This is a genomic window from Clostridium sp. ZBS15 (assembly GCF_023845705.1).
In the GTDB taxonomy this organism is placed as follows: Bacteria; Bacillota; Clostridia; order Clostridiales; family Clostridiaceae; genus Clostridium; species Clostridium aquiflavi.
This window is the reverse complement of the sequence record NZ_JAMQHY010000010.1, coordinates 110,337-123,183: the sequence shown is the minus strand read 5'-3', so window position 1 is coordinate 123,183 and position 12,847 is coordinate 110,337. Positions and strand designations below refer to the sequence as shown.

The window sequence follows — 12,847 nt, the reverse complement described above, 5'->3', positions numbered from 1 at the left end:
GAAAAATTTAATGGATATATATAGTGATATTTCTTCATTGAAGGGTGTAGGTCCTAAATTAACAGAGAAATTAAATAAATGTGGTATATTTAATATTTTAGATCTTTTATTATACTTTCCAAGAGATTATGAATTTGTTAACTCTAATATATTATTGGAAGAAATAAGTGGTGAAGAAAAACAAATTTTAAGATGTAAAGTTATAAGAATAAAAAGTGATATAAAAACCAAAACTGGAAAAATATTAACAACAATAGAATTTGACTATAAAGGATGTAAAGCTTATGGAAAATGGTTTAATCAAAAATATATAAAAAATACCTTTTATATTAACAAAACATATAATTTAATGGGCAAATTTAAAAGAATAGGGAAGACCCTTGAAGTAACTAATCCTACAGTTGTATGTGAAGAAGCATTAGATAATAGCATTTTACCTAAATATCCTCTAAAAGGAGATATAAGTAATAAGATTATAGAAAAGTTAATTAATCTTGTTATTTCTTCAATAAGTATAAAAGAAAATCTTCCTTTAGATATGTTAAATAAATATAATCTTATATCTTTAAATGATGCAATAAGGTCAATTCATTTTCCAGAGAATAAAGATTTATTAGAAAAAGCTATTGTTAGATTAAAATTTCAAGAATTGTTTACTTATTCATTAAAATTATTATTAGTAAAACATAAACTTAATAAGAATAAAGATGGAATATGTTTTGAATGGGATGATGAACTTAAGACATTAAAAGAGAGCATACCGTATTTTTTAACAAATGCTCAAACAAAAGTTGTTAGAGAAATTTTAAGAGATCAAAAATCTCAAAAACCTATGAATAGATTAGTTCAAGGGGATGTTGGGAGTGGAAAGACTATAGTTGCATTAATTTCTATATTTAATGTAATAAAGAATGGATATCAATGTGCTTTTATGGCACCAACAGAAATACTTGCTAATCAGCATTATGAAGAATCTAAAAAATTATTCAAAAATTTTGATATAGATATTGAGATATTAACTGGAAGTACTTCGCTAAAAGAAAAAAGAAGAATAAAAGAAAAAATAAAACAGGAAAATCCAATGTTGCTTATAGGTACTCATACATTATTTCAAGATGATGTTATTTTTAATAAATTAGGACTTATAATAACTGATGAGCAGCATAGATTTGGCGTTGAACAAAGAAGTAAGCTTATTAATAAAGGTAAGAAAGCAGATTGTCTAGTGATGACAGCAACACCTATACCTAGAACTTTGGCTCTTTATTTATATTCAGATTTAGATGTTTCAATAATTGATGAATTACCTCCAGGAAGAAAGAGAATAGATACTAGATTTTATCAAGAAAATAATAGAGGTATTGGATATGAATTGGCTTTGGAAGAAATAAATAAGGGAAGGCAAGTATATATAGTCTGTCCACTTATTGATGAGGATGAAAAAGAAGAATTAAATTCTGTAGAAACGTTATATACTAAGTTGAAAAATGGTATATTTAAAAATATAGAAGTTGAAATACTTCATGGTAAAATGAAGGCAATTGAAAAACAAGATATAATAAGTAGATTTAAAAATAATGAATTTAAAGTATTAATATCTACAACAGTTATAGAGGTAGGGGTTAACGTACCTAATGCATCAGTTATGATTATAGAAAATGCTGAGAGGTTTGGATTAGCACAACTACATCAATTAAGAGGGCGTGTTGGAAGAGGAGAGTATGCATCATATTGCATTTTGATTGCTAAAGCAAAGAGCAATGTAACTAAAAAAAGAATGATGATTATGACAGAATCAAATGATGGATTTTTTATTTCGGAAGAGGATTTGAAACTAAGAGGATCAGGTGAGATGTTTGGTAGAAAACAAAGTGGAGATGCAGGGTTTATTTTAGCAGATCTATATGATGACATTAGTATATTAAAGGCTGCTAAACATGAAGCAATTGATATACTGCATAACAATTATAAAGAAAATATTAAGCTTATAAGTGAAATGAAAAAAAGTTTAGAAAACAATAGTAAATACATTTGTTTTAATTAATTTGAATTATTATATACAAATATGTTAATATACTTAATATATGCCATTAAGGAGGAAGAATTTTGAGAATAATATCAGGAAAAGCAAGAGGACGTAAATTAATACCTCCTGCAAGTATGGAAACAAGGCCAACGTTAGATAGAGTTAAAGAGGCTATGTTTAGCATGATACAAGGATATATACCAGATTCTAATGTTATAGATGTTTTTGCTGGAACAGGAAGCCTTGGACTAGAAGCAGCTAGTAGAGGTGCTAAAGAAGTTTATTTGATAGATAAAAGTTCTGAAACCTTTCCGTTATTAAAAGAAAATATAAAAAATTTAAAATTTGATGATTTTTGTTTTGCTTTGAACATGGATTCATATGAGGCATTAAGAAAGTTATCAAATCAAGGAAAAGTTTTTGACTTGATTTTTATAGATCCACCATATTGTAAAGAAATGATTCCAGAAGCTATTAAAATTATAAAAGAAAATAATATTTTAAATGAAAATGGAATAATTGTAACTAAAATTGATACTATAGAAGAGATTTATGATGGATATGAAGATATAATTTTAACAAGAAGTAGAAAATATGGTAACACTACAGTGTGTTTTTATGCGTATAAGGAGGACTAACTATGAAAGTAGCTGTTTACCCAGGAAGCTTTGATCCTATAACAAATGGTCATTTAGACATAATTGAAAGAGGATCAAAGGTTTTTGATAAACTAATCATAGGCGTTTTGGTTAATGTTGATAAAAAAGGGCTTTTTGAAATTGAAGAAAGAGTTGAGCTTATAAAAAAGGTTACAAAGCATATAAAAAATGTTGAGGTTCTGAGTTTTAATGGATTATTAATAGACTTTTTGAAAGCAAATAATGCTAATGTCATTTTAAAAGGACTTAGAGCGGTATCAGACTTTGAATATGAATTTAAAATGGCACTTATGAATAATAAATTAGATCCTAATATTGAGACAGTATTTATGATGACTTCTGCACAATATTCATACTTAAGTTCATCTTCAGTAAAGCAAGTTGCTAAGTTTGGAGGATGCATTGAAGGACTTGTACCAAAAGAAATTATATCTGATGTTATTAGAAGGAGTAAAATTTAAGGAGTGGTATTATGGAAAAGATGGATGTGAATATAATGGAATTGTTAGAGTATCTGCAAGATTTGGTAGATAATTCACCTAAAGTTCCTATAAGTGGTAAGGTTGTAGTTGATAAAAAAGAAGTTCTTGAAGTGGTAGATCAAATTATAAATTATTTACCCGATCAATTTAAAAAAGCTCAATGGGTTATGAATGAAAGAGAAAGAATACTTGGAGAAGCTAAAAAAGAATACGATACAGTGAAAAAAGAAACTATGATGATTATGAGACAAAATGTTGAGAGTCATGATATAGTGAAAGAAGCTAAGCTAAGAGCACAAGAAATTATAGCTTCAGCACAAAGAGATGCTAAAGCTATAAGATTAGGTTCTAGGGATTATTCAGATGAAATTTTATCACAACTTGATAGAGAGCTAGAAGCTAAAAAAGAAGCTTTAATTAAGGGTCTTCAAAATAGTTTTGAAATAGTAGCTAAAGATATAGATAATAATTTAAGTACTGCCTGTCTAACCATAAGAGAAAATATAAAAGAGTTAAGAGGAATGAAAAAATAATTTATATATTATTTTAAGTATTATTGTTAAAATTAAAAGTAAAAACATTGGTAATAAATACATAAAGGAATTTATAGTACAAGCTGTTGGGAAATTAGATGTAACAATGCTTGTAGGTATAATTTTTACTAATGAATATGTTATTACGAAACTGAATATTCCTTGAACTAGCTTTAAAGATATATATTTAAAATAGGAAATGTTAAAGTCATTCATAAATGAACTTATTTGTGCTATTACGGATAAACCAGAAAAAGAACACAAAAAACTTATAATTCCTAATTTTAATGAAAGTGAAATATTTAAGTTTGAAATTAAATTACAACCATTTGTCATTTCTATACTTCCTAAGAATATAGAGAACAAGGTACCACTTTGTATATGAAATAAATTTTCTAAAAAATCAAATATATTATTTATATAAGCACTATTTTTTATAAGAGATATTATTACGGAAAATATAACGATGAATCCACAAATTGATAATATTGTGTTTACACCATTTCCAACAGCATTTTTTATTGCTTGACCAAAATTTAATTTTTTTTCATTTATAGAACTTTTAGAAATCGGTTTTCTTAAGGTTCTATTTTTTTTTGTAATTATACCAATAAATATAACAGAAAGATAATTAGCTATAAGTAGTATATAGCCTAATGTAGTATTGTTTAAAAGAGCTGTTCCTACAGAGCCAATTAAAAATAAAGGCCCTACATTTGAAGCTATATTTAAAAGTCTTTGACATTCTTTATCATCTATACTTCCTAGAGACCATAAATCAATGGAGTATTTTGCTCCTAAAGGATATCCACATAAAAAACTAGCTACTATAGGAAATGAACAGTTTTTAGATAAGCCTAGAGGCTTACAAATTAATGGACCTAATATCTTAGAATACAGTGAAATTCCATCATAAGATATTAATAAATTACAAATAACCAAAAAAGGAAATGTTACAGGTAAAACAGCGCTGTACCATAATTTACATCCGTCAATAGCTGCAATTGTACACTGCTTTATATTTAATATAAATAATACTATAAATATAGAACATATTATACAAAATAAAATATTACTTTTTATATTTAATGATTTTATTAAAATGATAGTTAGTAATATTATTAATAACCATAAGAAAACAATAGTATAACTCATTAAATCACTCCAATTTTAAAGATTTATAAGAGCGTAAAAATATACTCTCGTAAATCTTAGAATAGAAATAAAGTTGTATATTATATTTATTTATATTCTTATGATTATGTTAAATGTATTTATAATATGATTGGGCTAGTTAAATAATCTTGCATAGGATTTATTTTAGGATTTAAAATAGAATAAGCTTTTGTTCCAAGAAGATCTATTTCTAAACATTCATTAATATTATTTTTTTGAATTTTAGTTATTAAATTAATAGTACTATTCTTTTTTATATTCTTTAAAAGTTCTTTTCCTTTTGAATTGAAACCTAGAACCCTACAATAAGGACAAGGTTCTTTGGATAATTTTAATAAATCATATTTTTCAAGACCTATAAAAAACTGAGTTAAGATTCTATTTAATCTAGTATAGGTATATCTTTTACTTTTAGAGTTTAGTATTAATTCATCTAAAGAATTTGATTTTAGCACTTCTTTTAATATCTTATTATCTAATCCTTCTGATATATCAGGGAGATTTTTTAGTAAACTACCGTCAGTTATAAGTTTATATTTAACATATTTAAATATATCTTCTTCAAATATAAAAGGATAATTTTCGAAGGATAATTTATTCAATATATTGTAACTTTCTTGGGGTAAAAAGTCTTTTAAATGTTCTAAATTTTTATTTTTCAAATGATTTCTTATAGATGTTGCTGAAGAAAAAGTAGTATTTAGGGAGTTATCATTATATTTTGAACCTTCTCTTTTTAAAGTTAAAGGTATTATTTTACTATTTAGTAAATTTAAAGCTTTAATATATTCTATAGCTAAAATATTATTTGAATTTGAAATACAGTCCAGAATATGGTTGGATTTAAAAAAATCGCTTAATGCATTAGCTCTACTTAGGTGAAATGGAAGACCTAAATCTAAATAATTTTTTAACACAATTTTGTAATTTTCAGGCTCTTTTACTAATACATCTGTTATATCTTCGAGAATTTTTGTGCTACCTTCTTCACTTCCAAAATATAAATTATCTACAATGTTTAAAGAGTTAAGCAAAGAAACTGATCCAAAAGCAAAATGTTCTGCAGAAGATAAAGAATATACTAAAGGCAATTCTATTACTAAATCAACTCCATTTTTAAGAGCTATTTCAGTACGAGTCCATTTGTCTACCATAGCTGGGATACCACGTTGCATAAAATTTCCGCTCATAACACAAACTATACTATCGGCATTAGCATTTATTTTAGCTTGACTTAAATGATATTGATGTCCTTTGTGAAATGGATTATATTCAGCAATTATTCCTGTCACCATAATAATAAAAACACTCCTTATAAATGAATTTGTTATGTTATTATAACACAATTGAATCCATAAGAATTGTTTGTTAAACAATTATCAATATTGCAAAAAAAATATACTAAAAAATACAAATTAATAATATTAATATAAAAATATGAGTAAAAGATAAAAAAGTGTTATCAGATTATTCAGATTATTGCAAATCTAAAGACTTCTATTTTATTGATAAAATTGGTTGAAAAGATCATATGTATAGGAGTATATTATAAAATATAGGAAGTCAATTGAAGGGAGAATCACTTATGCAACTTATGGAAAAAATGTGGCTTAGAGCCAAATCTGATAAAAAGAAAATAGTATTACCAGAAGGAAATGAAGAAAGAAATATAACTGCTGCCAGAAAAATAGTAGATAATGGATTAGCACATCCAATTTTAATTGGGAATAGAGAAGAAGTGTTAAAAAAAGCAGATGAAATAAATATAAACCTAGAAAATGTAGAAATAATAGATCCTAATGATTCGGACAAACTAGAAAATTATACAAAAAATTTCTATGAACTTAGAAAAAATAAAGGAATGACTATGGTCAAGGCAGAAAAGATAGTAAGAGACCCTCTTTATTTTGCAACTATGATGGTAAAATTAGATGATGCAGATGGAATGGTTTCAGGAGCAATTCATACTACAGGAGATTTATTAAGACCAGGATTACAAATTATAAAGACAATGCCAGGAGTGTCAATAGTATCGAGTTTCTTTATTATGAATGTACCAGGCAAAGAATTTGGTACTGATGGAACTTTAATATTTGCAGACTGTGCAGTTAATCCTAATCCAAATGAAGATGAATTAGCAGCTATAGCTATTGCAACAGCAGAAACAGCAAAGAAGCTTTGTAAAATGGAACCAAGAGTAGCTATGCTATCATTTTCAACAATGGGAAGTGCTGATAATGAACTTGTAGATAAAGTAAGAAATGCTACTGCTAAAGCCAATGCCTTAAGACCAGATCTAATGATAGATGGAGAATTACAATTAGATGCTGCTATAATTGAAAAAGTAGCTGCTCAAAAAGCTCCAAATAGCAAAGTTGCAGGAAAAGCAAATGTGTTAGTTTTCCCAGATTTACAAGCAGGAAACATAGGATATAAATTAGTACAAAGATTTGCCAATGCAGATGCAATTGGACCTGTTTGTCAAGGATTTGCAAAGCCAATAAATGATTTATCAAGAGGGTGTAGTGCTGATGATATAGTTAATGTTGTAGCGTTAACAGCAGTTCAAGCACAAGAAGTTTAATTAGCTGAAAGAGGAGAGGAAAAAATGAAAGTATTAGTAATTAATTGTGGAAGTTCATCTTTAAAATATCAACTAATTGATATGACAACAGAAGACGCTTTAGCAGAAGGACTTGTAGAAAGAATTGGAATTAATGGATCAATCTTAACTCAAAAAGTTAAAGGTAGAGAAAAGTATATAGTAGAACAACCTTTAAAAGATCACCAAGATGCAATTGAATTAGTATTAAAGAGTTTAATTGATGAAAATCATGGTGTTATAAAATCAATGGATGAAATAAGTGCAGTTGGTCATAGAGTAGTTCATGGTGGAGAAAAGTATTCAAAATCAGTATTGGTAAATGATGAAGTTATGAAAAACATTGAAGAATGTATTAAATTAGCACCACTTCATAATCCACCAAATATAATAGGAATAAAGGCTTGTGAAGAACTTATGCCAAATACTCCTATGGTATGTGTATTTGATACTGCATTCCATCAAACTATGCCAGAAAAAGCATATATGTATCCATTACCATATGAATATTATACTGAAGATCATATAAGAAAATATGGTTTCCATGGAACATCTCACAAGTATGTAGCTAATAAAGTTGCAGAATTTATGAAAAAAGATGCAAGTGAATTAAAAACAGTAACTTGTCATTTAGGAAATGGAGTTAGTATTACAGCAGTAGATGGTGGAAAATCAATTGATACTACAATGGGATTTACTCCACTTGCAGGTACAATAATGGGTTCAAGATGTGGAGATATAGATCCAGCAATAGTTACGTATTTAATTAAAGAAAAAGGTTACTCAGCTGATGAAGTAAATGATATATTAAATAAAAAATCAGGTATATTAGGAGTTTCAGGAGTAGGAACTGATTTTAGAGATATAAGAAGTGCTATAGGAGATAATAACAAAAGAGCAATTCTTGCAACAGATATTTTTGGATATCAAATAAAGAAACAAATAGGCGCATATGCAGCTATAATGGGTGGAATTGATACAATAGTATTTACAGCAGGGATAGGAGAACATGCTCCAGAAGTTAGAATAAGAGCGTTAAAGGGTCTTGAATTTATAGGAATAGAACTTGACGAAGAAAAGAATAACAGCCATGATATAGGTGAAGGTATTGTAATTTCAAAGGAAAGTTCTAAAGTAAAAGTTTATGTTATTCCTACTAATGAGGAATTGATGATAGCAAAAGAAACTTTAGCATTAGTGTAAAAGCAATTTAATAATAAATTTCTTGACTTTTATCGACACACTTTATATAATAAATTGTGTTTGCTTAACAAATATAATATGTTTAAGGAGTGAGAAAGGACTTATTGTAAATAAATGAGTTCTACTGATTATGAAAGTACGAGTTTCAGATCTTATTTCAAGAAAAGAAAGAAGTAAAAAAATTGACTACAAATTTGAAATACCTAAATTTGAATTTGAAGGAGATGTAATCACTCCGGTAAGTAAGTGCGAAGTATCAGGAGTAATAACATCTGATAAAGATATTGTAATAATGAAAGCTAAAGTAAAAGTTACTTTAGAAATGAATTGTGCAAGATGTTTAGATACCTTTATCTATCCAATAGATATTGATATAGAAGAGAGGTTTGCCAATAATAATGATCTTCAAGAAGAAGAGGTTGTTATTGTGCTTGATGACATTTTAGACATCAGTCAAATAGCTGAATGCAATATAATATCAAGTTTACCAATTCAAAGACTTTGCAAGAATGATTGCAAAGGATTTTGTCAAGAATGTGGTTCAAACCTTAATAAGCAGCCATGCTCTTGCAATAAACAAGATGTAGATATTAGATTTGATGTTCTAAAAGGTTTTTTTGACAATAAGGAGGTGTAGTTATGGGAAATCCTGCAAGAAAGTGTTGTAGCGCAAGAAGAGATTCAAGAAGAGCTCAAACATTTAAAGCTAGCTTACCTGGCATAGTTGAGTGTCCTCAATGTCATGAAATGAAGCTTGCTCATAGAGTATGTAAAAACTGTGGATTCTACAAGAATAGAGAAGTTGTATCTTCAGAAAAATAAAAGAAAGTCTTTAGACTTTCTTTTATTTTTATATTAGAATATTATTAAGTAAAATATTTTGATATATGAATGTAATTTAATTAAAAATGCTTTAGATTAATTAAATTTATTATGATTAATATTTTTAATTAATCTATTTTTTTATAATTTAACAGAAAAAGAGGGGGTATGTTTATGAAAATAGCTATTGATGGCATGGGTGGAGATAATGCACCTAGCGCAGTTGTGGAAGGTATAGTATCGGCATTAAAAGAATATAGTGAAATGACTTTTTATATTACAGGTCCAGAAGATAAAATATCATTAGAACTTTCAAAATACGACTATCCAAAAGATAAAATTGTTATAATAGATGCGAAGGAAGTAATATCAACAAATGAACATCCAGTTATGGCATTGAGAAGAAAAAAGGATTCTAGTATTGTTAAAGCTTTAAATTTAGTTAAAGATGGAACTTGTGATGGTATAATTTCAGCAGGAAGTACTGGGGCCTTTTTAGCTGGGTGTACATTGATTGTAGGAAGGATTAAAGGCGTAGAACGTCCATCATTAGGTCCTATAATGCCTGGCAGAAGAGGAAACTTTATGATTGTTGATGCAGGTGCTAATGTAGATAGTAAACCTGAATACTTAGTTCAATTTGGTAAAATGGGAAGTATATATTATAAAAATGTATTTAATGTTGATAATCCAAGTGTAGGATTATTAAATATTGGATCAGAAGAAGAAAAAGGAAATGATCTTACAAAAGCAACTTATAAGTTATTAAAAGAAGAAAATTCTATAAATTTTGTAGGCAATATAGAACCAAGATATATTCCAACTGGAGATACTAATATTATAGTAAGTGATGGTTTTGCAGGAAATACAGCTTTAAAAATGTATGAAGGATCAGCTACTAATATTTTAGGTATGATAAAAGATGAAGTATTAAAAGCTGATTTAAAAAGTAAAATAGGTGTAGTATTGCTAAAACCTTTCTTAAAGAAAATTATGAAGAAATTTGACTACAAGGAATACGGTGGAGCACCTTTTTTAGGAGTAAACGGTATTTGTATAAAAGCACATGGTAGCTCTGATGGGAAGGCTTTTAAAAATGCAATTAGACAAACAAAGATTTTTTATGAAAATAATGTTTTAGATGAGATAAAAAAAGAGTTTGAAAATAAAAATTAAATCTTATTTATAAAGTTATTTAAATTAATATTGACTATGGAAAAAATATATACTATTATCTAACTGTAGAGTTTGGGAGGTGAAATAAATGTTTGAAAAAATTCAAAATATTGTAGCAGATAAATTAAGTATTGATTTAGGAAGTATTACTATGGAATCATCATTTATTGAAGATTTAAATGCGGATTCATTAGATATAGTGGAACTTATAATGGCCTTAGAAGATGAATTAGATATGGAAATACCAGATGAAGATGTTGAAAACTTTAAGACAGTTGGCGACGTTGTTAATTACGTAAAAGCTCATTACGATGAATAACATAATCCCGCAAGTTAGCGGGATTTTCTTTATAACTAGTTTATTCTTGAATTTGTTATGTTTTTATTAAATTTTATTTTTAGCAAGTTGAAGAATAAACTTCAAGGAGTGGATATAAATGAATAGATATAAATTTAATGATATAGAAAACCGCTTAGGAGTTTATTTTAATAATCCTTCATTAATTAAGACTGCATTAACACATAGTTCATTTGGTAATCAATTCAAAGATGCTAAATATAATGAGAGATTAGAATTTTTAGGAGATTCTGTATTACAGCTTTGTATTACAGAGTATCTTTTTAATAAATTTAAAGATAAATCAGAAGGTGAATTAACTAAAATTAGAAGTTTAATAGTTTGCGAAAATTCACTTTACGAAATAGCAAAGAAGTTAAGTCTTGGAGAATATATAAGAATGAGTAAGGGTGAAGAACTTACTGGTGGAAGAGAAAGAATGTCTATACAAGCAGATGCTGTTGAAGCAGTAATTGCAGCAGTATATTTAGACAAGGGAATAGGTTTTGTAAATGACTTTATATTACTTCATTTTGAAGAAATAATAAATAAAGCAATAAATAATGAAATAGTATTAGATTTTAAAACTAAATTACAAGAGTTGTTGCAAAAGGATGGAGAAATTTTAATTCAATATGATTTAGTAAAGTATGAAGGTCCGCCTCATAGAAGAAAATTTTTCACTAATGTAATTATAAATGAAAAGGTTATGGGGATAGGAGAAGGATATAGCAAAAAAGAAGCTGAACAAAATGCAGCAAGAGAAGCTTTAAAGAGGTTAGAAAAAAAGTATGAGTAAAAATTATTATATTATCCCTATATTTGTACCGCAGGAAGGATGTCCACATAAATGTGTATTTTGTAATCAAGACAGAATAACAGGACTTAAAGATATAGTAACTACTGATATAGTAATAAAAACAATAGATGACTATTTAGAAACAATAACAAATAAAGATGCTATTATAGAAGTTTCATTCTTTGGTGGCACCTTTACAGCAGTAAAAGAAGAAAAGCAAAGAGCTTTTTTAGAAATAGCCAAAGGTTATAAAGATAAAGGCTTAATTGATAAAATAAGACTTTCTACAAGACCTGATGCAATTGATGACTATATACTTACTTATTTAAAGGAATACAAAGTTGATATAATAGAACTTGGGGTACAATCTTTAGATGATGAAATATTAAAAAAATCAGGTAGAGGTCATTATGTTTCAGATGTAGAAAAAGCATCATCTCTAATAAAACAATATGGTTTTGTTTTAGGGCATCAAATAATGCCAGGGTTACCAGGTGATACTTTTGAAAAAGATATTTTAACAACAAAGTTATCTATAAAAATGAAACCAGATATTTGTAGAATATATCCTGCATTAGTAATAAAAGATACACCTATGGAAAAAATGTATAAATTAGGTTCATATATACCATATACTTTAGACGAAGCAGTTGATATAAGTAAATCTATGTATCAATTGTATACTAAAAATAATATTCAAGTAATTAGAATAGGACTACAACCAACTGAAAGCATAAATGAAGGCGCAGATATAGTAAGTGGCCCGTTCCATCCAGCTTTTAGAGAACTAGTTGAGAGCAGCTTAATAGCAAACTTAATTAATTCTAATGTGAAAGATAAAGAAAGAGTTGAATTAAGAATAAATCCTAGAGATATAAGTAAACTATATGCTAATAAGAAAAAATATTTCAATAGCATAAAAAACAAGAATATTATAGTTAAGCAAGATTTTGAAGTTTCAAGAGGAAATTTAAAATTAATAACTAAAGAAGAAAATATTAACATTGCATATTAGCGAGGGGAAACTCTCGC

The 12,847-nt window shown here is 27.4% G+C and carries 14 protein-coding genes; 12 read left to right on the top strand and 2 right to left on the bottom strand.

Annotated elements, in window-relative coordinates; all coding sequences use genetic code 11:
- Window positions 1-10 precede the first annotated feature (10 nt).
- The 4 genes from recG to NG904_RS05455 all read left to right on the top strand — a co-directional run bounded on the left by recG (window position 11) and on the right by NG904_RS05455 (window position 3,700).
- Window positions 11-2,044 (top strand): ATP-dependent DNA helicase RecG, encoded by a 2,034-nt coding sequence (gene recG, locus NG904_RS05470; protein ID WP_252230348.1) that lies wholly within the window; start codon window positions 11-13, stop codon window positions 2,042-2,044.
- Window positions 2,045-2,106: 62 nt separating this feature from the next.
- Window positions 2,107-2,664 (top strand): 16S rRNA (guanine(966)-N(2))-methyltransferase RsmD, encoded by a 558-nt coding sequence (rsmD, locus tag NG904_RS05465; protein ID WP_252230347.1) that lies wholly within the window; start codon window positions 2,107-2,109, stop codon window positions 2,662-2,664.
- 2 nt (window positions 2,665-2,666) lie between these two features.
- Window positions 2,667-3,146 (top strand): pantetheine-phosphate adenylyltransferase, encoded by a 480-nt coding sequence (gene coaD, locus NG904_RS05460; RefSeq protein ID WP_252212889.1) that lies wholly within the window; start codon window positions 2,667-2,669, stop codon window positions 3,144-3,146.
- A gap of 11 nt (window positions 3,147-3,157) precedes the next feature.
- Complete coding sequence (locus NG904_RS05455; RefSeq protein WP_252230346.1) at window positions 3,158-3,700, top strand: ATPase; 543 nt, start codon at window positions 3,158-3,160, stop codon at window positions 3,698-3,700.
- On the opposite strand, the gene spoVV is transcribed toward NG904_RS05455, so the two are convergent.
- Entirely contained in the window at window positions 3,680-4,855 is a 1,176-nt protein-coding gene (spoVV, locus tag NG904_RS05450) for a dipicolinic acid transporter SpoVV (protein WP_252212887.1), read from the bottom strand. The two genes, NG904_RS05455 and spoVV, sit on opposite strands and share 21 nt — an antisense overlap.
- A gap of 119 nt (window positions 4,856-4,974) precedes the next feature.
- Window positions 4,975-6,171 carry a nucleotidyltransferase gene (locus tag NG904_RS05445; protein WP_252230345.1) on the bottom strand — a complete coding sequence of 399 codons (1,197 nt, stop codon included), beginning with the start codon at window positions 6,169-6,171 and terminating at the stop codon, window positions 4,975-4,977.
- Between the two features lie 290 nt (window positions 6,172-6,461).
- Here NG904_RS05445 and pta point away from each other — a divergent pair, with 290 nt between their 5' ends.
- The 8 genes from pta (at window position 6,462) to NG904_RS05405 (ending at window position 12,830) form a co-directional block, all read left to right on the top strand.
- Window positions 6,462-7,460 (top strand): phosphate acetyltransferase, encoded by a 999-nt coding sequence (gene pta, locus NG904_RS05440; RefSeq protein ID WP_252212885.1) that lies wholly within the window; start codon window positions 6,462-6,464, stop codon window positions 7,458-7,460.
- Between the two features lie 24 nt (window positions 7,461-7,484).
- A complete protein-coding gene (locus tag NG904_RS05435; RefSeq protein WP_252230344.1) occupies window positions 7,485-8,681 on the top strand; it encodes an acetate kinase in 1,197 nt (398 codons plus the stop codon).
- Between the two features lie 130 nt (window positions 8,682-8,811).
- Entirely contained in the window at window positions 8,812-9,318 is a 507-nt protein-coding gene (locus tag NG904_RS05430; RefSeq protein ID WP_252230343.1) for a YceD family protein, read from the top strand.
- 2 nt (window positions 9,319-9,320) lie between these two features.
- A complete protein-coding gene (rpmF, locus tag NG904_RS05425; RefSeq protein WP_003372794.1) occupies window positions 9,321-9,503 on the top strand; it encodes a 50S ribosomal protein L32 in 183 nt (60 codons plus the stop codon).
- A 174-nt stretch (window positions 9,504-9,677) separates the two neighbouring features.
- Complete coding sequence (gene plsX, locus NG904_RS05420) at window positions 9,678-10,679, top strand: phosphate acyltransferase PlsX (protein ID WP_252230342.1); 1,002 nt, start codon at window positions 9,678-9,680, stop codon at window positions 10,677-10,679.
- Between the two features lie 88 nt (window positions 10,680-10,767).
- A complete protein-coding gene (acpP, locus tag NG904_RS05415) occupies window positions 10,768-10,998 on the top strand; it encodes an acyl carrier protein (protein WP_252212881.1) in 231 nt (76 codons plus the stop codon).
- A 118-nt stretch (window positions 10,999-11,116) separates the two neighbouring features.
- Window positions 11,117-11,815, top strand: a complete 699-nt coding sequence (rnc, locus tag NG904_RS05410) for a ribonuclease III (RefSeq protein WP_252212880.1) — start codon at window positions 11,117-11,119, stop codon at window positions 11,813-11,815.
- Complete coding sequence (locus NG904_RS05405; RefSeq protein ID WP_252212879.1) at window positions 11,808-12,830, top strand: elongator complex protein 3; 1,023 nt, start codon at window positions 11,808-11,810, stop codon at window positions 12,828-12,830. Before rnc ends, NG904_RS05405 begins: the two co-directional genes overlap by 8 nt.
- Window positions 12,831-12,847: the final 17 nt, after the last annotated feature.

Excerpts from the sequence above, each read along its gene's own strand:
- coaD (WP_252212889.1), top strand. The coding sequence starts at position 2,667 with ATGAAAGTAGCTGTTTACCCAGGAAGCTTTGATCCTATAACAAATGGT.
- NG904_RS05430 (WP_252230343.1), top strand. The coding sequence starts at position 8,812 with ATGAAAGTACGAGTTTCAGATCTTATTTCAAGAAAAGAAAGAAGTAAA.
- rnc (WP_252212880.1), top strand. The coding sequence starts at position 11,117 with ATGAATAGATATAAATTTAATGATATAGAAAACCGCTTAGGAGTTTAT.
- recG (WP_252230348.1), top strand. The coding sequence starts at position 11 with ATGGATATATATAGTGATATTTCTTCATTGAAGGGTGTAGGTCCTAAA.
- NG904_RS05435 (WP_252230344.1), top strand. The coding sequence starts at position 7,485 with ATGAAAGTATTAGTAATTAATTGTGGAAGTTCATCTTTAAAATATCAA.
- NG904_RS05405 (WP_252212879.1), top strand. The coding sequence starts at position 11,808 with ATGAGTAAAAATTATTATATTATCCCTATATTTGTACCGCAGGAAGGA.
- plsX (WP_252230342.1), top strand. The coding sequence starts at position 9,678 with ATGAAAATAGCTATTGATGGCATGGGTGGAGATAATGCACCTAGCGCA.
- NG904_RS05445 (WP_252230345.1), bottom strand. The coding sequence starts at position 6,171 with ATGGTGACAGGAATAATTGCTGAATATAATCCATTTCACAAAGGACAT.
- spoVV (WP_252212887.1), bottom strand. The coding sequence starts at position 4,855 with ATGAGTTATACTATTGTTTTCTTATGGTTATTAATAATATTACTAACT.
- pta (WP_252212885.1), top strand. The coding sequence starts at position 6,462 with ATGCAACTTATGGAAAAAATGTGGCTTAGAGCCAAATCTGATAAAAAG.
- acpP (WP_252212881.1), top strand. The coding sequence starts at position 10,768 with ATGTTTGAAAAAATTCAAAATATTGTAGCAGATAAATTAAGTATTGAT.
- NG904_RS05455 (WP_252230346.1), top strand. The coding sequence starts at position 3,158 with ATGGAAAAGATGGATGTGAATATAATGGAATTGTTAGAGTATCTGCAA.
- rpmF (WP_003372794.1), top strand. The coding sequence starts at position 9,321 with ATGGGAAATCCTGCAAGAAAGTGTTGTAGCGCAAGAAGAGATTCAAGA.